This is a genomic window from Exiguobacterium undae DSM 14481 (genome assembly GCF_000620805.1).
GTDB classification, from domain to species: Bacteria; Bacillota; Bacilli; order Exiguobacteriales; family Exiguobacteriaceae; genus Exiguobacterium_A; species Exiguobacterium_A undae.
The window spans coordinates 1,189,467-1,211,869 of sequence record NZ_KK211187.1 but is presented as its reverse complement, the minus strand read 5'-3'; the positions used below and the strand labels follow the sequence as shown (position 1 = coordinate 1,211,869).

The window sequence follows — 22,403 nt, the reverse complement described above, 5'->3', positions numbered from 1 at the left end:
TCTCCTTTTGCCCCACAAAAAAGCGCACCTTCTGATGTGAAGGTGCGCTGAAGAAGACAGGGCTGTTCGCCTGCACTTCTGAAGGGCCTCCACTTTATCGTTCTCTCTGGAACGTCTTAAAAGTCGTTAGCTGCTCGTTTCGATTGTAAGGTGTCTTGTTCGCTTTGTTCTGCTTCTACCGGCGTTTTCGGCAAGATCAGATTCAGGAGGATGCCAAGAACCGTTGCCAGTGCCATGCCTTCTAAAGAGAAGTCGCCAACTTTCAGGGCGGCCCCACCGATACCGATGACAAGAATGACGGCCGTGATCGTTAAGTTTCGTTTGTCTGCCAGGTCCACTTTACTTTCAACCAATGTCCGGAGACCGTTGGACGCGATGACACCGAATAGTAAGATGCTGATCCCACCCATGACCGGTGTTGGAATCGTTTTGATGAACCCTTCGACATAACCGAGGAAACCAAAGCTGATGGCAAGAACGGCGGCACCACCCAGGACAAACACACTGTAAACCCGCGTAATCGCCATGACACCGTTGTTTTCACCATATGTCGTAACCGGTGGTCCACCGAGCATCGAAGCGACCGTCTTGGCCAACCCGTCTCCGAGGACCGTCCGGTGCATCCCTGGATCAAGAAGCGTCTCGCGCCCGATGATCCGTGATGTCACTTTTTGTTCCCCGATATGTTCCGTCAACGTGACGAGCGTGACCGGGACGATGAGGGCGAGTGCCGCCCAGTTCAACGTGGGTGAGTAGTCGAGAAACGGTACCGTGAAGTTTGGAATCTGGAAGAAACTTGCTTGACGAAGCGAGGTGAAATCCACGATTCCGACAGCTGCTGCGACAAGGTATCCCGTGCCGATCCCAAACAAGATCGGAACCGTGCTCCACATGCCTTTGAAGTACGTCATCGCAAGCAAGGTCACGGCAAGTGTCGTCAAGGCAACGAAGAACAACATGCCGCTGTATTTGCCATCCGCATCGTTCATCGCCATGTTGACAGCGGTCGGAGCAAGCGATAGACCGATGACCATGATGACCGGTCCGATGACGACAGGCGGCAAGAGTTTCATCAGCCAACCGACACCCGTATAGGTGATGATGAGCGACACCAGTCCGTAGACCAGACCGGCGACCATGCCGCCGACTAAGGCGTCTTCGACGCCCCAGCGTTCACTGACGGCGATGATCGGCACAATATAGGCAAAACTCGAGCCTAAGTATGTTGGGACTTTGAAGCGTGTGACGGCGAGGAAAATCAAGGTGCCGACTCCACTTGCGACGAGAGCGACTGACGTATTCAATCCCGTTAATAACGGAACGAGGACAGTCGCGCCAAACATCGCGAAGACATGTTGCAGGCTGAGCATCAGCCACTGGAGAGGATGGTTCGGACGTTCTTGTACATCAAGAACCGCTGTGTGTTTTTTCATGAGGATAACTCCCTTTCTGGTCTCTCTGGACCACGTTAAAGGTATTTTGTTTAACGTTTGATGAATACTTGATCGGCGTCATCGACTTCTGACAACGCGACGACGACTTGTTCTTCCCGTGACGTCGGCACGTTCTTGCCGATGAAGTCCGGTCGGATCGGCAGTTCGCGGTGTCCCCGGTCCACCAGGACGGCGAGCTGGATCATGCTCGGACGTCCATGGTCGACGAGTGCGTCCATCGCGGCACGGACAGTCCGCCCGGTGTAGAGCACATCATCGACGAGGACGATGATTTTTCCAGTTACGGTCTCCGGCATGTCCGTGCCCTTGATTTCCGGTTCCAGGCTTTTCTTCGATAAATCGTCCCGGTACATCGAGATATCAACGACACCGAGTAAAACCGGCTTCCCTTCAATCTGTTCAATCCGGCGGGCTAAACGACGGGCTAACGTTTCGCCCCGTGTCTTGATCCCGACGATCATCAGTTGATCGATTCCTTTGTTACGTTCGATGATTTCATGCGCAATACGTGTCAATGCGCGACCGATTGCTGCTTCATCTAAAATGACGGATGGTTTCATGATTGGCTCCTTTCTACAAAAAAACCTCCTGCGTAAAGTCGCAGGAGGTTGTTGAAGACAAAACGTGTCGGTAGCAGATAGCTACACGTGTATACACAAATTAAGTGTCTCCCTTTCGAAGCCTCTCCGGACTCGTTTAAAGGTGTGCTATAGGTAGGATCGTCAACGCGGACGACCGATTGTGAGGCAGATGTCTCGCATCGCTCTCTAGGTGATACTCTACCGTTTTATCAGAAAAACGTCAAGACTCTAATTCGAGTTTTTTCAACTGACTGATTTCAAATGTCATCTCTTCCGGCAAATCGGCTTCAAAACGCAACGTCTCGCCAGTGCGTGGGTGCGTGAATCCGAGAACTGCGGCATGGAGTGCTTGACCGTTCATTTTCATCGTTTTCCGCGGTCCGTATTTTGGATCTCCGGCAAGCGGGAAGCCGATGTAACGCATGTGGACACGGATTTGGTGCGTCCGTCCTGTCTCGAGCTTACACTCGACGACGGTAAATCCTTCGTAACGCTCAAGTACACGGAAATGTGTCACCGCTGCTTTTGAATTCTTGTCGGTCACGGTCATTCGTTGGCGGTCATTTTTGTCGCGTCCGACCGGCGCTTCGATTGTTCCGAGTTCATGCGGAATTTCACCATGGACCAGGGCAATATACAACCGTTCAGTCGTTTTGTCTTTTAATTGTTGCGCCAAGGATTCATGAGCCAAATCATTTTTAGCGACCATCAGGAGACCTGATGTATCTTTGTCGATCCGGTGGACAATCCCGGGACGTTTCACACCATTGATGCCGGAAAGATCCTGGCAGTGGTACAACAAGGCGTTGACCAATGTACCCGATACATGACCGGCGGCCGGGTGGACGACCATCCCTTTGGGTTTGTTGATGACGATGACATCACTGTCTTCATACACGACATCCAGCGGAATATTCTCGGGTAATACTTCAAGTTCGACCGCTTCCGGAATCCGGACAAGAATGTTTTCTGTTCCGGACATCTTATAGTTCGGTTTCACGATGCGTCCGTCGACTTCGACATGACCGGCTTTTAGCCAATCCTGGACTTGTGAACGCGACCAGTCTTGTTGTTCCGCCAACCATTTATCGATTCGACCGGTTGCACCATTGGCTTTTACAGCCCATTCATTCTGTTCATTCATTAATCAATCGTTCCCTTCTTAGTCAAACGCTCTTCAAACATGACGCTGATCAGCATCAAAATCACCCCAAACGTCAAACAGACGTCTGCGATATTGAATATCGGGAAGTTGTAACCAAACGGATAAAAATGGAAAAAGTCAACGACTTCTCCGCGTGCCATCCGGTCGATGAAATTCCCGATCGCCCCGCCCAGTAATAAGGCAATGCTCCAAGCAAATACTTTGTTTTTTGTGCCTTCTTTATACAGAAAATAAATCAATCCGATGACGACGACAACGGTAATCACGAAGAAAAAGCCAAATTTCCCTTCTAACATGCCCCATGCCGCACCACGATTTCGGTAGGAATTCAAATAAAAGAAATTCGGAATGATCTCAATCGCCTGACCGATCGTCATTTGTTGGACGACGATCCATTTCGTCAATTGATCCACGCCGACGAGTACAGCAGCAATCGCTAAGTAAAGCCACATTCTTTTTTCCTCCACATCCAAAAATAATGAGGGACCGCTACGAAGTCGCCGCAGCTGCCCCTCCCTGACCATTATAAAGAATTGACGACCTCAGTACAACGTGGGCAAAGTGTCGGATGAGCCGGATCTTGACCAAGTTCGGTCGAATAGGTCCAGCATCGTTCACATTTTTCACCGTCTGCTTTGAGAACCGTGACTCCTGTCGTTTCGTATGTCTTCTCAGCCGAATCAACGAAAACAATCTGTGAGACTTGCAACAACTGTTCGAGGTGATCAATCGTCCCAAGCAATGCTTTTGTCTCGTCATTTGGCGCAAGCTGGAGCTTGGCTTCAAGTGTTTTCCCGACAAGTTTCTCCGCACGTGCTTCTTCGAGTGCTTTTAGGACGTCATCGCGGAAAACGAGGAAGCTGTTCCATTTCGCAATCAACGCCAGACCTTCTTCCGTCACTTCCGGTGTTTCCGGAAGATCCGTCAAGAAGATGCTTGCCGTTTCGACACCCGGAACGAATTCCCATGCTTCGTCTGCCGTATGCGGCAAGACCGGTGCCATTAATTGTAACAACGTCACGACCGTGTCATACATGACTGTCTGAACGGCACGACGCGCCGGTGCATCTTCTTTTTCGATGTAGAGGATGTCCTTCGTGTAATCCAGATAGAACGAAGACAAGTCCAAGACACAGAAGTTATGCAACAGTTGATATACTGCCATGAAGTCGTAGGCATCATAAGCCGCCTTCACTTTGCCGACAAGTTGGTCAAGCTTCGTCCGCATGAAGCGGTCGGACTCTGGTAAGTCCTCAAAGGCAACACGGTGTGTCGTGTGATCAAATTGATCGAGGTTTCCGAGTAAGAAGCGGACCGTATTCCGGATTTTCCGGTACGATTCCGATACTTGCTTGAAGTTGTCCATCGAAGCGCGAACATCTGACTGATAATCAACGGAAGCGACCCACAGACGGAGAATTTCAGCTCCGAACTGTTGCATGATCTGGATTGGTGCAATCGTATTTCCGATTGATTTCGACATCTTCCGTCCTTGTCCGTCCAGAACAAATCCGTGACTGACGACCGCTTTATATGGTGCTTTCCCCGTCGTTGCGACGGCTGTCGAAAGGGATGAGTTGAACCAACCACGGTATTGATCCGATCCTTCCAGATAAAGATCCGCTGGACGCTCGAGCTCCGGACGTGCTTCTAACACACCCGCATGCGAGGAACCGGAGTCAAACCAGACATCCATGATGTCCGTTTCTTTTTTGAAGACACCATTCGGGCTTGCCGGATGCGTGAAGCCTTCCGGAAGCAGATCAACCGCTTCGCGCTCGTACCAGACGTTTGATCCGTGTTCAGCGAACAGATTCGCGATATGGTCAATCGTTTCCGGTGTGACGATTTCCGTACCATCTTCCGCATAGAAAATCGGCAGTGGTACACCCCACGCCCGTTGACGGGAAATGACCCAGTCTCCACGGTCTTTAAACATGTTGTGCAGGCGGGTTTCGCCCCACTCCGGTACCCACTGGACACCTTTGATCTCATCCAGGATTTCGGTACGGAAATCTTTGATCGAAGCAAACCACTGTGGTGTTGCCCGGAAGATGACCGGTTTTTTCGTACGCCAATCGTGTGGATACGAGTGTTTGATGAACGACAATTTCAACAAGGCGCCGGCTTCTTCTAAAGCAATTCCGATTTCTTTGTTTGCATCTTCATAGAACATGCCTTCAAAACCGGGTGCTTCTGCCGTCATGACACCTTTATCATCGACAGGGCAAAGGATATCGAGTCCGTAGGCTTGACCGATTCTAAAGTCGTCTTCCCCGTGTCCTGGAGCCGTATGGACGACACCTGTTGCTTCCGCTGTGACGTGATCCCCAAGCATGACGAGTGATTCGCGGTCATACAGTGGATGTTTCGCTTTGATGTATTCAAAGTCCGCGCCGTTGAAGACACGACCTACCGTCGCTTCTTCCCAACCTAATGCTTCGATGACTTCCGGTACGAGTGTCTCGGCAACGATATAGCCTTTGCCTTGGTATTCGATGCGTGCATATGTCAACTCACCGCTGACAGAAATCCCGAGGTTCGCTGGAATCGTCCATGGTGTCGTCGTCCAGATGACGAAATGATCCGTCGGCTCCAAGATGTTTTTCCCGTCCATGACTTGGAACGCGACGTAAATGGCAGCCGATCGTTTGTCTTGATACTCAATTTCCGCTTCCGCGAGAGCCGACTCTGAAGAAGGTGACCAGTAAACCGGTTTTTTCCCTTTGTAGATGTATCCTTTGTTCGCCATGTCACCAAACAGACGGATTTGTGCCGCCTCGAACTCCGGTTGCAACGTGATATACGGATTGTCATAATCACCTAACACACCAAGTCGTTTAAACTGCTCTCGCTGATGATCGACTTGCTCAAGCGCATATTTCGCACAGAGCTTCCGGAATTCAGCAACCGACATCGACTTGCGGTCGACACCTGCTTTTTGTAAAGCCGTTTCAATCGGCAGACCGTGCGTGTCCCAACCCGGTACGTACGGTGAACGGAATCCGTTCATCGATTTGTAACGGACGACGATATCTTTTAGGACTTTATTTAAGCCGTGCCCCATGTGGATGTCACCGTTCGCATAGGGAGGACCGTCATGTAAGATAAACGTCGGTTTCTCCGCATTTTTTTCTTGGACTGCTTCATAGAGATTCATCTCGTTCCAGCGTGCCTGCATGTCCGGCTCACGTTTTGGTAAGTTTCCTCGCATCAGAAATTCCGTTTTCATCATCAATAATGTATCTTTGTATTCCATCTGGCATTCCCTCACTTGTCTGTATTTTTAAGTACAAAAAAAAGCCAAGCTCATCCCCTGATAGGGACGAGTTTGACTTGAACTCGCGGTACCACCCTACTAGCAATCCTTACGAACGGATTACCACTTAAGAGCCCGATAACGAGGGCGAAACGACGGAACTTACTGCATTTGTTCAGTCCCGTACTCAAAGGGGATATTTTTTTTCATTCACTGGTCGGGCTCACACCGTTTCCCGATTCGCTGACAGTATCCTGATAAAAAACGTGTCCTTCTCACTGCTTTACTTTATATGACATCGTCGTCATTATACGCAACTGCCGGAATCTCGTCAAGCGCACCTCGCGTCGAACTATCAAACGCATCCCAATCGTGACTCGTCAATAATTCCATCTGGGCATCAATCAACACTTTGAACCGGTTTCGGTACAACTCGATTTTTTTACGCATCTGTTCGACTTCAAAGTCCGTCCGTTGGGCGCGGCGTTGCGCTGCATCTTGTAACTGCTCCGCTTCCCGTTCCGCTTGTTTGACGATCAGGCTCGCTTCTTTCGTCGCGTTGGCCTTCACTTCTTCTGCCGCTTCTTGAGCGACGATGATCGATTTGTTTAATGTTTCTTCCATCGAACTGAAGTAATCGACACGAGACTGCATGTTTTGAATGACTTCTTGTTGTTGACGGTTTTCCCGAAGCAACAATTCAAAATCCTTGATGACTTGATCAAGAAATTCATTGACCTCATCTTCGTCATACCCGCGAAACTTCCGTGTGAATTCCTTATTGTGAATATCAAGTGGCGTCAATGGCATAATGAATCCTCCTCAGTTTGTTTGTTAACCTTTTAACAGACCGTATTGCAGTTTGATCCGATCCCGTTTTGTTGAACCGAGTACGGCAATCAACTTGACACGACCTGTTCCGCGAAGGGACAGTAAATCCCCTTCGTCTAACAGAAAACTTGGATCTTCCACGATTTTGTAATTGACTTTACTTTCACCTTGCTTAATCAAACTTTGCGCTTTTTGTCTCGAAAAACCAAGAATCTCGCTGACTACGGTATCGAACCGCAGGGAACTGACAAAACCTAACTCTTCTTGCCATTCCTGCTCTTTGATTTTCAATTGTTCTTCCGAATCCACGACGGACAAACGGATTTTCGTCTTGCCTGCCCGATCGACATTCGCTTCGATATACGAGGCAACTTCTTTCGCGACAGCAAATTGCACTGTCTGGTCCTGAATCACCACATCGCCGAATTTTCCGCGTTTCAGCCCAACATTCAACAACGTGCCGGTCACCTGTCGATGCGACAGTTCAACGAATTTTGTAGGATAATGAATACGATAAATGGCAATATCAAAGTCGTCTGCATCGAGATCATAATAATCAGGTGCAATCAATGCACGCTGTCGTTCTGCGCCTTCGAAACCGCCCTCAAAAAAGAGGGCGCATTTCGTACCGACGAGTTCCCGTGTGATTTGCTGTTCACGTGGATCCAGAAAATCAGTTAACTTAAACGTGTAGGTCGCTTCGACATGGTCGATCCAGTTTAAGACAAGATCGACAAACTCCCGCTCATGTCCGCGATAATGATCATAAACACTCATTACAGGAAGATAGCCCGGATTCCTGCCTGCGCCAAGTTAAGCACAAGAAAGGCAACGATTGGTGAAATGTCAAGCATACCTCCGATGGGCGGGATAATCCGTCGGAACGGTGCAAGAAACGGTTCGACTAACATCGCTAAGACCTGACCGAATCTGGATTCCCGTGCATTCGGGAACCAAGAAAGTAAAATGTAGACGATCATAACGTAGCTGTAATATTGAAGTAATGTGCCAAGTGTACGCCCGATTGCATACATGACTTGTGAATCCATGTTTACCACCCCTTATGGTTGATATCATCTTCGCCGAGCAGATTGGAAATACTTCCTGCTAGCTCGACGTTGTTCGGAACACAGAGGAGTGTATTTTGACTGATCGTCGTAATCGTCCCGTCCAGAGCAAACACGACACCGGATAGGAAATTGATCATCTGGCGTGACTGATCTTTAGACATCCGTTGCATGTTCACGATGACGGCACGATTTTGACGAAGGTGTTCGCCAATCTCTTGCGCTTCGTTGAACACACGTGGTTCACTCAAAATCACTTGTGACTTTGCCTTTTTAGTATGAATCGGTACGATGTTCGATTGTCTCACAGGGTCCTCCTTTTGAGTAACACTCGGGGTAGATTCCTCGTAGTACTCGTCATATTCTTGCTGTGAAGCACCTCTACCTTTATTTATTGTAGCATCATTTTCGTATTCGAGTTCATCTAAATCGTCTGTGTTTCCGAGAAATAGATTTTGCATTTTCGATTTGAATCCCATATCGATTCTCCTTTCGCTTATCTAGACAATTTATCGTTGGACTAAAACAGTACCCACTCGAACGTATGTCGCACCCTCTTCAATGGCAATCTCATAGTCGGAAGACATGCCCATTGATAACTCCGTACACGGTGCATGGGGAAGGTGACGTGCTGCAACTTCATCCCGCAAGTGACGAAGCGATCGGAACACGGAGCGGATCGTCTGCTCGTCTTCTGTCAAGGGTGCCATCGTCATCAAGCCGATGACCCGAATCATCGGATATTGACCGACCTCGTGTAAAAAGGAGTGGATATCGGTTGGATGGATTCCTTGTTTGGACTCTTCACCGGATACGTTGACCTGTACAAAACAATCGACAGGCTGTTTCGCCCGCTTGTTGATTTCCTCGGCGAGGTGCAACCGGTCAAGAGAATGCAACACATCAATCCGATCGATGACCTGACGCACCTTTCGTGTTTGCAGTGTCCCGATGAAGTGCCATTCGCATGCCGTGCGACCCAGTGCTGCCTGTTTGTCCGCCAATCCTTCCGGACGGTTTTCACCCAGTGCGGTCACTCCTGCTTCCAGCAACTCCGCCGCTACTTCGCTTGACACTGATTTCGTCACGCCAATCAATTGTACCTGCTTGTTTTGCTCAGTCTTTTCATATGCCTGTTTCATTTTTTGGTGTACGTGTCGTACATTTTCAGAGATTGACATCAAGAGGCTCCTTTACAATCAAACTAGCAAATCGTCCACCGTGGTCACCATGTCGGTAGGAGAAATAATCTTCCGCTTGGCAATTCGTACAGATGCCTGTATCAAGCACATCACCGACTCCACTTCGTTCTGCTAAGAGAGCATTCGTTTTTTGGAGCGATAACATCGCTTTGCCGTTTTCCTTCCGGACGTACGGCGATTCTTCTAGTCCGAGTTGATCGATGGCTTCGAGCACAGGACCATCCACTTCATAACAACATTCCCGAATCGACGGTCCGATTACCATCTGGACGGAAGAGCGCTCTGCTCCTGCTTGTTCCATCTTCGTCAATGTCTCTTCGACGATGTTCGCTACGGTTCCCCGCCATCCGGCGTGGACATTTGCGATGATGCCTGTTCGCGGATCACAGAAGATCAACGGTACACAGTCAGCGAACAACATCATCAACAAGACATTGGAGTCGGTCGTCACCAATCCGTCTGTACCCTTAATGGCCGTCTCATAATCGGATGCGCCGCGCCCTGAATCGAGTGTCGTCACCTGTTCGACATGATTGCCGTGAATTTGTTCCGCCCAAACGGAATTTTCAAGTGCTAATTCCAATTGTCGGACGATGACTTGACGGTTTTCGACGACGCCGTTTGCATCATCCTTGACATGTAATCCAAGATTTCCATTTCCATGTGGCGCTGCAAACTTTGTGGTGAACGCTGCCCGAACGGTTCCCGTCGGGGTATCCCATTTTATCCATTGACCAAACATCTCATCCCATCCTTTTTTAAAAAAAGAGGTGTCGCTTACGCGACACCTCTTGATCTAGCAATCGTGTCTTTGGAATATCGGTTTAGCGATTATTCCGGCGAAGGAAAGAAGGAATATCCATCGTCTCTTCGACATCTGACCCTTTTGCTGGTTCTTGGTTCGAGCTACTAGGTGTCTCTTCGACTTGTGGTTTCGGCTCTTCAGCAACTGGTGATGGTGTCGCTTGTTTTTTCTTCAACAAGTTTTTCATCATTTCTTGTGCTGACGGAATTTCGAAATCGAGTGGTTCGTTTTCAAATTCTGTTGCGATGACCGTGACGATGATTTCATCTTCGAGGTTATCGTTAATGACCGAACCGAAGATCAAGTTCACTTCTTCATCCGCGGCACTTTGAACGATTTGAGCGGCTTCCGTCACTTCATACAGGCTCAAGTTCGCACTTCCGGTAATGTTCATCAAGACACCTTTTGCACCTTCGATCGATGTTTCGAGCAATGGACTAGAAATTGCTTTTTTCGCAGCTTCCGTCGCACGGTGTTCACCTGTTGCGACACCGACACCCATTAACGCTGAACCTTTTTCTGTCATGATTGTTTTTACATCGGCAAAGTCTAAGTTGATCAGACCAGGAACGGCAATCAGATCCGTGATCCCTTGAACCCCTTGACGAAGAACGTTGTCTGCCTCTTTGAATGCTTCAAGCATCGGCGTATTACGGTCAACGATCTCAAGCAACTTATCGTTTGGAATGACGATGAGTGTATCTACTTTTTCTTTGAAGTTTTGGACACCAGATACAGCATGTTGCATCCGCTTACGTCCTTCAAACATAAATGGTTTCGTGACGACACCAACTGTCAATGCACCAATTTCTTTTGAAATCTCCGCGATGACAGGAGCAGCTCCTGTTCCTGTACCTCCGCCCATTCCAGCCGTGACGAAAACCATGTCCGCACCCGAAAGAATTTCCGTTAACTGCTCGCGACTCTCTTCAGCGGCTTTTTTTCCGATTTCCGGATTTGCTCCCGCTCCAAGACCGCGTGTCAATTTTGCGCCCAATTGAAGTTTGACGTCCGCTTGAGACATATTTAACGCTTGCGCATCCGTGTTGACAGCGATGAATTCTACGCCTTGGACACCATGTTCAATCATTCGGTTGACAGCGTTTGATCCACCGCCACCTACTCCGATGACTTTGATTTTAGCTACTTGGTCCATCATTTCATCAAAATGCAACATAAAAGGGGCCCCCTATTTTTTTATACTGATTATTTTTTATTAACCGAAAAATTTCTCAAAGAAACTACTGAATGACTTGCGTTCTTTTGGAGGCTGTTCTTGCGGCTTTCGATCTTCGCGTGCGGGTGCTTGAGGCTGACTCGCCAACAGTTCTTCTTGTTCACGCCCTTGTGCGATAATACCCTTTTCATCCGCACGGTCAAACCCGGACTTCGAAACTGTACTTCGTGACAGGACGTAACGTAACATCCCAGCAGCCACTGCATACTTTGGATGACGGATACCGAGGCTCGCCGGCTGATAGACGTTGACGTTCTGTTTGAAGATCCGCTTCCCGAGCTGATCGATTCCAGGAAGCGACGAACTTCCACCGCAGAGAATGATACCGCTGTTCATTTGCGAATAACCGGCTTGCGTCATCCGCTTCTGAATCATTTCAAAAATTTCTTCAAGGCGTGCTTCGAGTACGAAACCAATTTCCGTTTGCGGTTCGAAACGGTGTTCCCCGTTGATTGTGACGTACGAAACTTTTTCTTCCGGATCGCCTAGTGCTTCAAGCGCAACCCCGTACTCTTCTTTTGCAAGCTTTGCATCTTGGTATTTACAATTCATTTTATACGTCAAATCGCGTGTCAGGTGATCGCCACCATACGCTAATGTCGTGGAATACACTAAGTCATTTTTTTCGTAAATCGAAAGCGTCGTTGTTTCGTGTCCGATATCGACAATCCCGACACCAAGTTCCAATTCATCGATGGAAGCAGCAATTCTTGAGACGGCTAAGCTTTCTAGCACATATCCCGCAAGTTCCAAGCCCGCTCGTTCGATGGAACGTTTGATGCTATGTAGAATCGTCTTCGCTCCAATGATCAGTTTCCCGGTCACTTCTAAGCGATAACCAATCATTCCGCGAGGATCCGTAATCTCCGTTTGCTGGTCGACCGTAAAGGTTTTCGGAAGAACATCTACGACACTCAGCTCATTCGGAATGCGCATGACCATGGCCGAATGAAGGACATCCTTCACGTCATCGTCCGTGATTTCATTGTCCTCACCCTTGATGGATGTCATGCCTTGGCAATCCTTCACTTGAATATGCTCACCAGAAATCGCTACGTATACTTCACCAATCGGTTCACCAAGTGTTCGTTCCACTTCTGTGACCGCTTGTTTAATGGCATTCACTGTTTGATCGATATCGACGATGACACCTCGCTTGACGCCAGCAGACGGAGCAGATCCTTCCGCTAACACATTCAGCGTTCCACCAAGAAGTTCACCAACGATGAGTTTCACTTCCGATGTCCCAATGTCTAGTGCGGCAATCGTACCTTTCGTTTCCATGGGAGTGACACCTCCACTTTCATAATACTAATCCAATTCGTTCCTGTTTATATTCACAGGAATCAAGAGAAGCTTCTTCTCGTTTAAGTCTACACTATAAAAAACCTCACGAAAAGAAGTTATTGCCTAACATACCCATCTAATAGATTACGATTTGATGACGATACGCCCGGTTTCTTCCTAATGAAAACAAACGTTTGTTAAACCGTTCTATCTCGCCCTGTGTTTTTCTATTTTTTCCCTGTATATGGTTTGAAATAGATTCCACCATCAATCGTAATCGTCCCTGTTTTTCCTTTTGGCAAGGCGGAAATCACTTTGACATATTCATTCAACGAATTAGAAAAAGCCGACGTACTCAATAAGACGGTATTCCCGTCTGTCATGAATAACTTCAATCCCCCTTTATCAGTCTGATCGTTGGCGACGATTTCCGAAATCCGACTCCGGACTTTCGGTTCAATCTTCACGAGTTCTTTCGTCAGACGTTGCAGGGATGGATCGGTGAATCCGGTTAGAATCGGTGCATCGAACAGCTCTTCCTTTGACTTACCAGGAAGGATCGTACCATCTGCCAATACAATCCGGGCACCGGGTTTATCTTTCGCGTACGCAATCTCTTTTTCTTCGACGACTTCTACTTCATAGTGGTGAAGAAATCGTTTTTTCATCGTCGCTTCTCGAATACCCGGTACATCTTCGATTCGTTCCAGTACGGCTTCTTCCGACACATTGAAAGCATGTGTCTCCTTGACCTTAATACGCGATGCTTGAATGATGTCTTCCTTCTTGACGTTAATCGTGCCGTCGACATCAAATGTCGCGACACGTGAATAACTGGATTGAAGGTAAAAGACGACACCAATCAATAGACCGATCAGGATGAGGACATAGATTAGACGACGGTTTGCTTTCTTCCGACGCTGCTCACGGACATATGGAATTTTATCTTCTAAGCTACGGACAGTCGTATCCGTCTGCGGCTGTCTTTTCGGTCGTTGTTCCCTCACGTAAGCCTCTCCCTCCATACTCATTCATTTCAGTTCCTTATCGGTCTATTCCTGCTTTGATTTAATTTTTTTGTTGGATCAACCGCAACAGCTCGTCGACTAAGTCACTTGCTGCGTCTGGCATACCGAGTGCCAAAGAGGCTTTTGACATCGCTTCCTGCTCGGCAATCGCCGTCGTACAGGCTTCGAACAGACGGTCGCCCGTCAATTCCTTTTCGCGCACGAGCAGACTGGCTCCCGTTTCGACAAGTGACGAGGCATTCACTTCTTGATGATTTTCCGTCACGTAAGGGCTCGGAATCAAAATGCTCGGTAAACCAAGCGTCGTCAATTCCGCCAACGTACTTGCCCCTGATCTTGAGATGACCAGTTGACTGGCTTTTAAAATCAAAGGCAAGTCATAGATGAACGGTCGCAGTTGAATGCGTTCCGGTAACGTTCCAAGTTGTGCCTTGATTGTTTCGTAATGGACCTGTCCCGTAACGAACAACAGTGACCAGTCGGTGTTTTCCAGTCGTGGAATCATCTCGACGACGGCCTGATTGATGGCCGGTGCACCCCGGCTTCCACCATAGACGACGATCAAGGGACGTCCTTCTTCAAACCCGTATTTCCGCCGTTCTTCCACCGGATTGATTTCCAACAAAGCAACTTCGGAAGCACGCGGATTACCAATTAAAATCGTTTTTGCTTCGTTTTTCCCGAAGTGATGACCGGAGCCTTTAAAGGACAGCGCGACACGATCCACATAGCGGGCTAAAAATTTATTTGTAATTCCAGGTAAACTGTTTTGCTCATGAACTAATGTCTTATATCCCATCTTCGCTGCCGTATACAGCACGGGACCACAGACGAAACCGCCTGTCCCGACTACGATGTCCGGTTCGAAATCGCGCAACAACTTCCGGACACGTACAACACTTTTCAAAAATCGAATGCCGGTCTTGACGTTTTCAAATGAAAGCGACCGGCGGATTCCTGAAATCTCGATGGATTCAAACGGAATTCCCGCGCGTCGGACGATGTCTGCTTCCAATCCATTTTCCGTCCCGATATAGAGAACTTCGCATGGCATGCGGCGTTCGATTTCCCGAATCATTGCTAAAGCCGGATAGATATGACCACCTGTGCCTCCTCCAGAAACTACAATTCTCATTTCGCCGCGCCTCCCTGTTCTTGGACGGAGCGAATGAAGTGTTCGCCGCGCTCTTCGTACGTTTTATATTGATCCCAGCTGGCAGAAGCCGGTGACAGTAAAATGATGTCGCCCGGTTCAGAAACGTCAAATGCCGCTTTCACCGCTTCTTCCATCGCTTGTGTAACTGTTGCTGCCACCTGTTGTTGCTCTGCCAACTCAGCGAAGCGTTGACCGGTCTCACCTAACCCGATGACATGCTTGACATGGGTCATCGCATGACGGAGCGGACTCAAGTCTGCCCCACGTTCAAGACCCCCGCACAACCAAACAATCGGCGCTGTGAAGCCGGATAAAGCGGCTTCTGTCGCGACATTATTCGTTGCTTTTGAGTCATTGTAGACTTTGCGTCCCTTGAACTCTCCGATGTATTCTGTCCGGTGGGCGACGCCACCAAATGTCCGCAACACATCCTGAATGTCTGTCATGGCGATGGCGAAGGGTTCGATCAACGTCAGGGCTGCCAAGACGTTTTCCAGATTGTGCCCACCGCCTAATGCCAACTCATTGACCGGCAGTACCGGCGTCTCACCGATGATGATCATCCCGTCTTCCACCCGGGCATACGCCGATTGTTTACGTGAGAACGTCAGACGTTGCGCTGCCGTCTGTTCGCTCAACTGCATGACATGACGATCATCTGCATTGACGACGAGACGTCCGGATGCCTCCATATTCTCAAAGATCCGTGCTTTCGCTTCAGCATACGATGCGACATCCCCGTGATAATCGAGATGTGCCGGCGAGAGATTCAAAAAAGCTGCACTGACTGGTTGAAAAGCATCAATCCCCATCAGTTGGAAGCTCGACAGCTCAATCACGATCACATCTCCTGCTTGTGCCTGTTGCGCGATTTCAACTGCCGGAAATCCGATGTTACCAGCCAGATGGACACGTGCTTGACCACGGCGCAACAGCTCGTGCACCAGTGTCGTCGTCGTCGTTTTTCCATTGGATCCGGTAATCGCCACCCAGCTCGCACCGGTCGCCCGATAAGCCAATTCCACTTCCGTCCAAATCGGGATTCCTTGCGCCAAGGCTGCTTGCAACAACGGAATCTGATACGGAATTCCTGGATTTTTAACGATCAGCTCGACTCCTTCAAGTAAGGATAGAGGATGACTGCCAAAAATCGTCTCGACCTTTAATGTTTGTAATGTCTCGACATCTTCTACGCTGGGTGTTCCACCATCATTGACGGTGACGTCGGCCCCTGCTTGGACTAAGTAGTGAGTTGCTGCAATACCACTCTTGGCCGTTCCGAGAACCAGTACCTTTTTTTTATCCAGTTCAGAGATCTTCATCTTTAAATCGCTCACTTTCTTGACCACAAATTTCGGTTATACAAACAGGTAGGCGATGAACGCCATGATAAAGCTGATCGAAGCAAACGTTCCGACAATCCGCCATTCACTCCATCCGACCATTTCAAAATGGTGATGGATCGGACTCATCTTAAAGATCCGTTTTCCTGTCGTCTTAAAGGAGATGACCTGTAAAATGACGGACAGCGTCTCGACGACAAACACGATACCAATCAAGACGAGCAACAGTTCTAGTTTCAGTAAAATCGACAAGCCGGCTAGCGCCGCCCCTAATGCAAGTGATCCGGTATCCCCCATGAAGATTTTAGCCGGATAGACGTTAAAGACTAAGAAACCGATCAAGGCACCGACTGCTGAAAAAGCAAACAAGGCGACACCCGGCTCATCTGCAATCAACCAACCGTATAATCCAAAGAACAAGAAAGTTGGGATCGCTGTAAAGGAGACCAGCCCATCCAGTCCGTCCGTCAAGTTAACGGCATTCGAAAAACCGACCAGCCAAAACAAGGCGACGAACGGATACAGAAGACCAAAATCAAGCGACAGCGATGTAAACGGAATCGAGAGATAAGTGGCTTCGCTTGTAAATCCACCACTCAACCAGACGAAGAGCAGTCCAACCACAATTTGACCGATTAGTTTTTGTTTGGAATTCAAACCGAGGTTCCGTTTTTTGACGACCTTGATGTAATCATCGATGAACCCGATTGCTCCATAGGCAAGCGTCAAAAAGAGTAACGACAAATGACTTGCTTCAAAGCCATTCGTAAACAACGTGACGATGAGACTTCCGATCATCGCCAGTAAAATCACGATACCGCCCATCGTCGGCGTTCCAGATTTCACTTGGTGCCAGTCCGGACCTTCTTCGCGGATTTCTTGACCAAATTTCAGACTGTGCAAAAACGGAATGGCTTTTGGCATCACGAGTACGACAACCAAAAACGCAACAATTAAACTGATGAATAACGTGATCATTGCAAACACCTACTTTTAAGGATTAAATTTTGTTTAGATATGTGAAGATTTGTTCGAGGGCAAGCCCACGTGACGCTTTCAATAAGACAACCGTTTGTTCTCCTAACAAGGGTTCCAGCAGACGAGCGGCCTCTTCGACCGTCTCCGCAAATTGGACTTGGACGGTTGGATCGACGATTCCGTCTGCAATATGGCGCCCCTTCTCCCCTACAAGGATAGCATGTGACACAGGAAGTGCAATCTTCTTCCCGACAGAGGCATGTAACGACTTTTCCTGTTGCCCCAGTTCATACATGTCTCCGAGGACGACGACCTTGTTCGTAAAGCCGTCCAACTCCACAATCGTCTCGATTGCGGCATTCATCGAAGTCGGACTGGCATTGTAAGCATCATTGATGATCGCCGTTTGTCCATACATCAGACGTTCCATTCGCATCGGTGTCAATTGCACCGCATTTAATCCGTCTTGGATGACATCATTCGACAATCCAAGCGCTTTTGCTGTCGCAATGGCATAAGCGGCATTGCGGACTTGGTGTTTGCCGAGGACCGGAATCGTAAACTCTGTCCCGTCGAATTTAAACGTTGTTCCGATGAACGTCGCTTCCGCTTGTTCGATGACGAAGGTGTTCGAGTGGCGATATCCGATTCGTTCAGCAGTCGCTTCTGCCAGTAACGGTTCATCTCCGTCGATGAACAGGTGACCATCCGGCTTCAAACCTGATTGAATTTCCAGCTTCGCCCGTGCGATTCCCGTCCGTCCGCCGACCTGTTCGGCATGTGATTCGCCGATGTTGGTCACGAGCGCGATATCCGGTTCTGCCAGATTCGACAACAGTTCGATATCACCGAATCCGTTCATGCCCATTTCGAGCACGGCGACTTCCGTGTCGAGTGGCATCATCATGATCGTCAACGGCATCCCGATGTCCGAATTAAAGTTTCCTGCTGTTTTATGTGTCCGGTACGTCCGCTTTAAGACACTTTCGATCATATCCTTCGTCGATGTCTTACCGTTTGACCCTGTAATGGCGACGACTTTCGGGGAAACGAGTTGTAAGTATTTCCGGGCAACGAGTTGAAGCGCTGCTAACGGTTCCTCGACCTCAAGGACGACGATATCGGTCTCCGGAAGAGGAACTCCTTTTTTCCATAACGTCGCGATTGCCCCGTGTTGCACGGCTCCCTCGATGAACGAATGTCCGTCGACGCGTGCTCCCTGAATGGGAATATAGAGCCCATCCGTCAGTGTGCTTCTTGAGTCTGTCGCAAAGTTTCGCAACGGTCGTGCATCCGATTGGTCGATTCCCAACCAATCTGCTAATTGTGCAATGGTCACCATATCTTTTCCTCCACTCATTTACAGCAAACGAGGACGAACAGAAGTCAACGAATGACTCCGGTCCGTCCTCGTTTCACTGCAGAAATCAGGAAACCGCCGTTCCTTACTCTTTTGGTTCAGCGAGTTCCACCGTCAGCTTTCCATTTTCCTTTACTAGTGTACCAGTTCGTGCCGATTGTTTGGTTACAAAACCTTTACCAATCACATCTAACTTCAAGTTGTACAGACTGACTAATTTTTTAACGTCACGCTGCGACCACCCGGTCAAATCTGGAATTTTGAACGTGTTCGCTGTTTTCAACAGGACACGCTCTCCGCTGACGAACTCTTGTCCTCGTGTCGGGATTTGCGACACGACCTCGGCACCGTCCCCAAGAATGACGGGAACCGCCCCTTGTTCTTTTGCTAATGACTCTGCCTGGTTCATGCTTTTTCCGATGTAACTCGGAATGATTTTTGCTTTGACATCCACGGACTCTTTTTGTGTGGCCGGTTTGATGCTCCGATATTGCAACGCCGTATTCATGACGCTTTTGAAGACCGGACTCATGATGCTTGGACCGGAAACCGACGATTCGTTTTTAGAAGGTCGGTCGACGGCAATATACATGATCAGTTCAGGATCATCCTTTGGAGCCATTCCGATGAAGGAGTGGATGAACTGTCCTTGAATGTATTTGCCGTTCTCCGAAATCTGTGCGGTTCCGGTTTTTCCGATGACACGGTAATCTTTTAACTTATACATCTGTCCTGTTCCGATTTTACTGTTGACGACACCGTCGAGTGCTTCTCGTGTCGCTTTTGCCGCTTCAGCTGAAATCGGTTTGCCCACCACTTCGGTTTTGGCTTTGTACGGAGCCTTATCGGTATGGTCGGCTTTTTGGATGATGTGTGGTTTTACCATCTCGCCGTCACCGGCGATCGCTGTCGCCCCTTGCAGGATTTGCATCGGCGTGACCGCCGTTGATTGTCCCCAAGACGTGATCAGCGTATTTAACGGTTTAGATAAATCCGACTGGCTGTTGACTTCGCCCGAGATGTCTATACCCGTTTTTTGATCAAAATGAAACTTCTTGAAATAGTCTTTGTACCGTTCGATGCCCAACTTTTCCGCCGTTAAGATCGAGAACATGACGTTCGACGAATGGTAGACCCCTTCAATCATCGGAATCGTTCCCCACCCGACGTCATTGTAATCTTTGATGACGGTGCCTTTGTAGTTGTAGCTTCCGGATTTGTAAGGTTCCTTCGGACGGAAGACACCGGCATCGATCGCTGCTGCCAATGTAAAGATTTTCATCGTTGATCCCGGTTCGAAGCGGGACGACACGGCAAAGTTCGTAAAGTCCGTCATGTCCCGTAAGTTAGGGTTAAACGACGGTCGATCGGCCATCGCCAGAATTTCACCTGTTTTTGCATCCATGACGATACCGGTTGCATTTTTCGGTTTGTATTCGTCGTACATTTTTTGCATCTGTTTTTCGAGCGACTGTTGGATCCGGTGATCAATCGTTAAGTAGAGATTTGATCCGTCTTTCGGTTCATTCGAGATTTTGGATGTCCCTTGAACGAGCTCACCGCCGCTCCGGTCTTTCTCGAACACACGGGAGCCAAACGTTTCCCGTAATGCCTCATCGTACTGCTTTTCGATCCCCATCTGCCCTTTTAAGACGACACGTCCGTTATTTTCCGTAATCTTTTGGACAAATCCGAGCGTATCCGACAAGAAAATGCCGTTTGGATAATACCGTTTCGGTTCCTCGATCAAACGAATACCCGGTAGTTTCAACCGGTCAATCTGTTCTTTTTGATCGACGGTCAAATCATTTCCTTTTTTCCCGAACTCGATTTGCGACCGTTCCTTGTTCTCAATCAAGTAAGTTTCCAGTTCCTTGACGGACATGCCGAGAATCGGTGCCAGACCTGTCGCTGTTTTCTTGAAATCAACGACCGTCTCGTCCGGATCCTTTTCACCGCCTAAACGATAGACCGCAACGAGATGATAGGACGGGATGTTGATCGCAATCGGCGAACCCAACCGATCAAAAATTTCTCCCCGTTCCGCCGATAACGTCGACTGGGCTTCCCACCGTTTTTTTTCGGCATAGACGATCATATCTTCACCATGAAATTGTTTGGTCGTTGATAAATACAAAAAGCGGCTGATGAACACCAAAAAGAGAGCAGCAAATATCACTAAGATAATGCGTACTCTCCGTCGGGATTTAGATAGTGGATTCATTTAGGAATCACCTTAATGTTCCCTTTTCGCATATCAAGACCTTGTTCTTTCGCAATCTTGTAAATTCGTTCTGGAGAGCTTAAGTTTGTCACTTCAAGTTGAAGCCGTTCATTTTCTTTTTTCATCGTTTGCGTCACTTGATTTTCCTTCGCCAGATCCCGACTGATATTGTAGGCATCATTATGTGCCCCAATCGTCATGCTGCCAAAAAGAACGATTCCACCAATCATTGCACTGTAGAGGAATTTTTCGAATGGATACAAACGATATTTTGGGCGAACCGCGACGCGACGGGCGATATCTTCCGTTTTACGCGGTTCTTGCATCGGTTGCTGTCGAACGGGTTCCATTGTTTGAATCGGTTTACGAAGTGGTTCTGCCATGTGAATGCTCCTCTCAACTTTCTTTCATTTTTTCAACAATCCGTAACTTCGCGGAGCGTGACCGGCGATTGTCATCGAGTTCGTCGTCTCCTGCTGTAATCGGTTTTCGTGTGACCAAACGTAATTCCGGTTCAAACTCTTTCGGAATCATCGGTAATCCTGGTGGAAGTTCTGGAAGTGATGATTTTTCCTTGAACGCTTGTTTACACATGCGATCTTCAAGCGAATGGAATGTAATGACACATAACCGACCGCCGATGGCTAATAGATCAATCGCTTGATAAACAGCGCGGTCAAATACATTCAATTCATCATTCACGGCAATCCGAATCGCTTGGAACGTCCGTTTTGCAGGATGTCCGCCCTTTCGTCTTGCTGGAGCTGGAATGGCGTCCTTGATCAGTTCGACAAGTTCAAACGTTGTTTCGATCGGTCCGAGTTCACGTGCTTTTTCAATCTTGCGGGCAATCTGTTTGGAGAACTTTTCTTCCCCGTATGTAAACAAGATTCGGACAAGATCGTTGTACGGCCACTCATTGACGACTTCGTAGGCGGATAGTGAAGAGGATTGATCCATCCGCATATCCAAACGCGCATCAAAGTTGTAGCTGAATCCACGTTCTCCTTCATCCAACTGAGGGGAAGACACGCCTAAATCAAACAAAATCCCATCCACTTTTCTCACACCACGTGCTTCTAATTCTTCTTGCAGATGTACGAAATTACTTTTTATTAATGTAAAGCGACCTTCATACGCCGCGAGACGTTCTGCTGCATGTGCCAGTGCGACATCATCTTGATCAAACGCATACAGATGTCCTGTCGTCAGTTGTTTGACGATTTCTTCACTGTGTCCTGCTCCACCTAACGTGCAATCTACATACACGCCGTCAGGCTTGATGTTTAGTCCTTTAATGGACTCCCATTTTAATACTGTTTCATGCTCAAACATGTGCTGCCTCACCTTTCACTGTCCAACTGGACGTTACTCTTTTTCAATGTATCATATTCTTTCTTAAAAACGTTACGAAAATGAGACAGTT

21 protein-coding genes and 1 other annotated feature are annotated in these 22,403 nt (G+C 48.3%); all 21 genes read right to left on the bottom strand.

The window, feature by feature from the left end; genetic code table 11:
- Positions 1–116: 116 nt before the first annotated feature.
- A complete protein-coding gene (locus P397_RS0106760) occupies positions 117–1,433 on the bottom strand; it encodes a uracil-xanthine permease family protein (protein WP_028105983.1) in 1,317 nt (438 codons plus the stop codon).
- A 50-nt stretch (positions 1,434–1,483) separates the two neighbouring features.
- Positions 1,484–2,014 (bottom strand): bifunctional pyr operon transcriptional regulator/uracil phosphoribosyltransferase PyrR, encoded by a 531-nt coding sequence (gene pyrR / locus P397_RS0106755; protein WP_026832570.1) that lies wholly within the window; start codon positions 2,012–2,014, stop codon positions 1,484–1,486.
- Positions 2,015–2,255: 241 nt separating this feature from the next.
- Positions 2,256–3,179 (bottom strand): RluA family pseudouridine synthase, encoded by a 924-nt coding sequence (locus P397_RS0106750; protein ID WP_026832569.1) that lies wholly within the window; start codon positions 3,177–3,179, stop codon positions 2,256–2,258.
- The gene (lspA, locus tag P397_RS0106745; RefSeq protein WP_026832568.1) at positions 3,179–3,652 is read right to left on the bottom strand and encodes a signal peptidase II; all 474 of its coding nucleotides are present in this window, start codon (positions 3,650–3,652) and stop codon (positions 3,179–3,181) included. Before lspA ends, P397_RS0106750 begins: the two co-directional genes overlap by 1 nt.
- Before the next feature lie 71 nt (positions 3,653–3,723).
- Positions 3,724–6,459: an isoleucine--tRNA ligase gene (ileS, locus tag P397_RS0106740; RefSeq protein WP_028105982.1), complete on the bottom strand. Its 2,736-nt coding sequence runs from the start codon at positions 6,457–6,459 to the stop codon at positions 3,724–3,726.
- A 59-nt stretch (positions 6,460–6,518) separates the two neighbouring features.
- Positions 6,519–6,747: a binding site (T-box leader), on the bottom strand.
- Positions 6,748–7,269, bottom strand: a complete 522-nt coding sequence (locus P397_RS0106735; protein WP_026827944.1) for a DivIVA domain-containing protein — start codon at positions 7,267–7,269, stop codon at positions 6,748–6,750. It lies immediately after the preceding feature.
- Between the two features lie 24 nt (positions 7,270–7,293).
- Positions 7,294–8,067: a YlmH family RNA-binding protein gene (locus P397_RS0106730; protein WP_026832566.1), complete on the bottom strand. Its 774-nt coding sequence runs from the start codon at positions 8,065–8,067 to the stop codon at positions 7,294–7,296.
- Entirely contained in the window at positions 8,067–8,339 is a 273-nt protein-coding gene (locus P397_RS0106725; RefSeq protein ID WP_028105981.1) for a YggT family protein, read from the bottom strand. The genes P397_RS0106730 and P397_RS0106725 overlap by 1 nt, the downstream gene beginning before the upstream one ends.
- Before the next feature lie 2 nt (positions 8,340–8,341).
- Entirely contained in the window at positions 8,342–8,665 is a 324-nt protein-coding gene (locus tag P397_RS0106720) for a cell division protein SepF (protein WP_233550664.1), read from the bottom strand.
- 201 nt (positions 8,666–8,866) lie between these two features.
- The gene (locus P397_RS0106715; protein WP_026832563.1) at positions 8,867–9,538 is read right to left on the bottom strand and encodes a YggS family pyridoxal phosphate-dependent enzyme; all 672 of its coding nucleotides are present in this window, start codon (positions 9,536–9,538) and stop codon (positions 8,867–8,869) included.
- Positions 9,525–10,301 carry a peptidoglycan editing factor PgeF gene (gene pgeF, locus P397_RS0106710; RefSeq protein WP_028105980.1) on the bottom strand — a complete coding sequence of 259 codons (777 nt, stop codon included), beginning with the start codon at positions 10,299–10,301 and terminating at the stop codon, positions 9,525–9,527. Before pgeF ends, P397_RS0106715 begins: the two co-directional genes overlap by 14 nt.
- An 82-nt stretch (positions 10,302–10,383) precedes the next feature.
- A complete protein-coding gene (gene ftsZ / locus P397_RS0106705; RefSeq protein ID WP_028105979.1) occupies positions 10,384–11,541 on the bottom strand; it encodes a cell division protein FtsZ in 1,158 nt (385 codons plus the stop codon).
- A 39-nt stretch (positions 11,542–11,580) separates the two neighbouring features.
- Positions 11,581–12,885: a cell division protein FtsA gene (gene ftsA, locus P397_RS0106700; protein ID WP_028105978.1), complete on the bottom strand. Its 1,305-nt coding sequence runs from the start codon at positions 12,883–12,885 to the stop codon at positions 11,581–11,583.
- Positions 12,886–13,115: 230 nt separating this feature from the next.
- Complete coding sequence (locus P397_RS0106695) at positions 13,116–13,895, bottom strand: cell division protein FtsQ/DivIB (protein ID WP_026832559.1); 780 nt, start codon at positions 13,893–13,895, stop codon at positions 13,116–13,118.
- 61 nt (positions 13,896–13,956) lie between these two features.
- A complete protein-coding gene (gene murG / locus P397_RS0106690; RefSeq protein ID WP_028105977.1) occupies positions 13,957–15,051 on the bottom strand; it encodes an undecaprenyldiphospho-muramoylpentapeptide beta-N-acetylglucosaminyltransferase in 1,095 nt (364 codons plus the stop codon).
- Positions 15,048–16,394, bottom strand: a complete 1,347-nt coding sequence (gene murD, locus P397_RS0106685) for a UDP-N-acetylmuramoyl-L-alanine--D-glutamate ligase (protein WP_026832557.1) — start codon at positions 16,392–16,394, stop codon at positions 15,048–15,050. The genes murG and murD overlap by 4 nt, the downstream gene beginning before the upstream one ends.
- A gap of 36 nt (positions 16,395–16,430) precedes the next feature.
- Positions 16,431–17,393 (bottom strand): phospho-N-acetylmuramoyl-pentapeptide-transferase, encoded by a 963-nt coding sequence (gene mraY / locus P397_RS0106680; protein WP_026832556.1) that lies wholly within the window; start codon positions 17,391–17,393, stop codon positions 16,431–16,433.
- A gap of 22 nt (positions 17,394–17,415) precedes the next feature.
- Complete coding sequence (locus tag P397_RS0106675; protein ID WP_051523904.1) at positions 17,416–18,735, bottom strand: UDP-N-acetylmuramoyl-tripeptide--D-alanyl-D-alanine ligase; 1,320 nt, start codon at positions 18,733–18,735, stop codon at positions 17,416–17,418.
- Positions 18,736–18,838: 103 nt separating this feature from the next.
- Positions 18,839–20,977 carry a penicillin-binding protein gene (locus P397_RS0106670; RefSeq protein WP_026832554.1) on the bottom strand — a complete coding sequence of 713 codons (2,139 nt, stop codon included), beginning with the start codon at positions 20,975–20,977 and terminating at the stop codon, positions 18,839–18,841.
- Positions 20,974–21,360 (bottom strand): cell division protein FtsL, encoded by a 387-nt coding sequence (gene ftsL, locus P397_RS0106665; RefSeq protein ID WP_026832553.1) that lies wholly within the window; start codon positions 21,358–21,360, stop codon positions 20,974–20,976. The genes P397_RS0106670 and ftsL overlap by 4 nt, the downstream gene beginning before the upstream one ends.
- 13 nt (positions 21,361–21,373) lie before the next feature.
- Positions 21,374–22,312 carry a 16S rRNA (cytosine(1402)-N(4))-methyltransferase RsmH gene (gene rsmH / locus P397_RS0106660; RefSeq protein WP_026832552.1) on the bottom strand — a complete coding sequence of 313 codons (939 nt, stop codon included), beginning with the start codon at positions 22,310–22,312 and terminating at the stop codon, positions 21,374–21,376.
- Between the last annotated feature and the right edge of the window lie 91 nt (positions 22,313–22,403).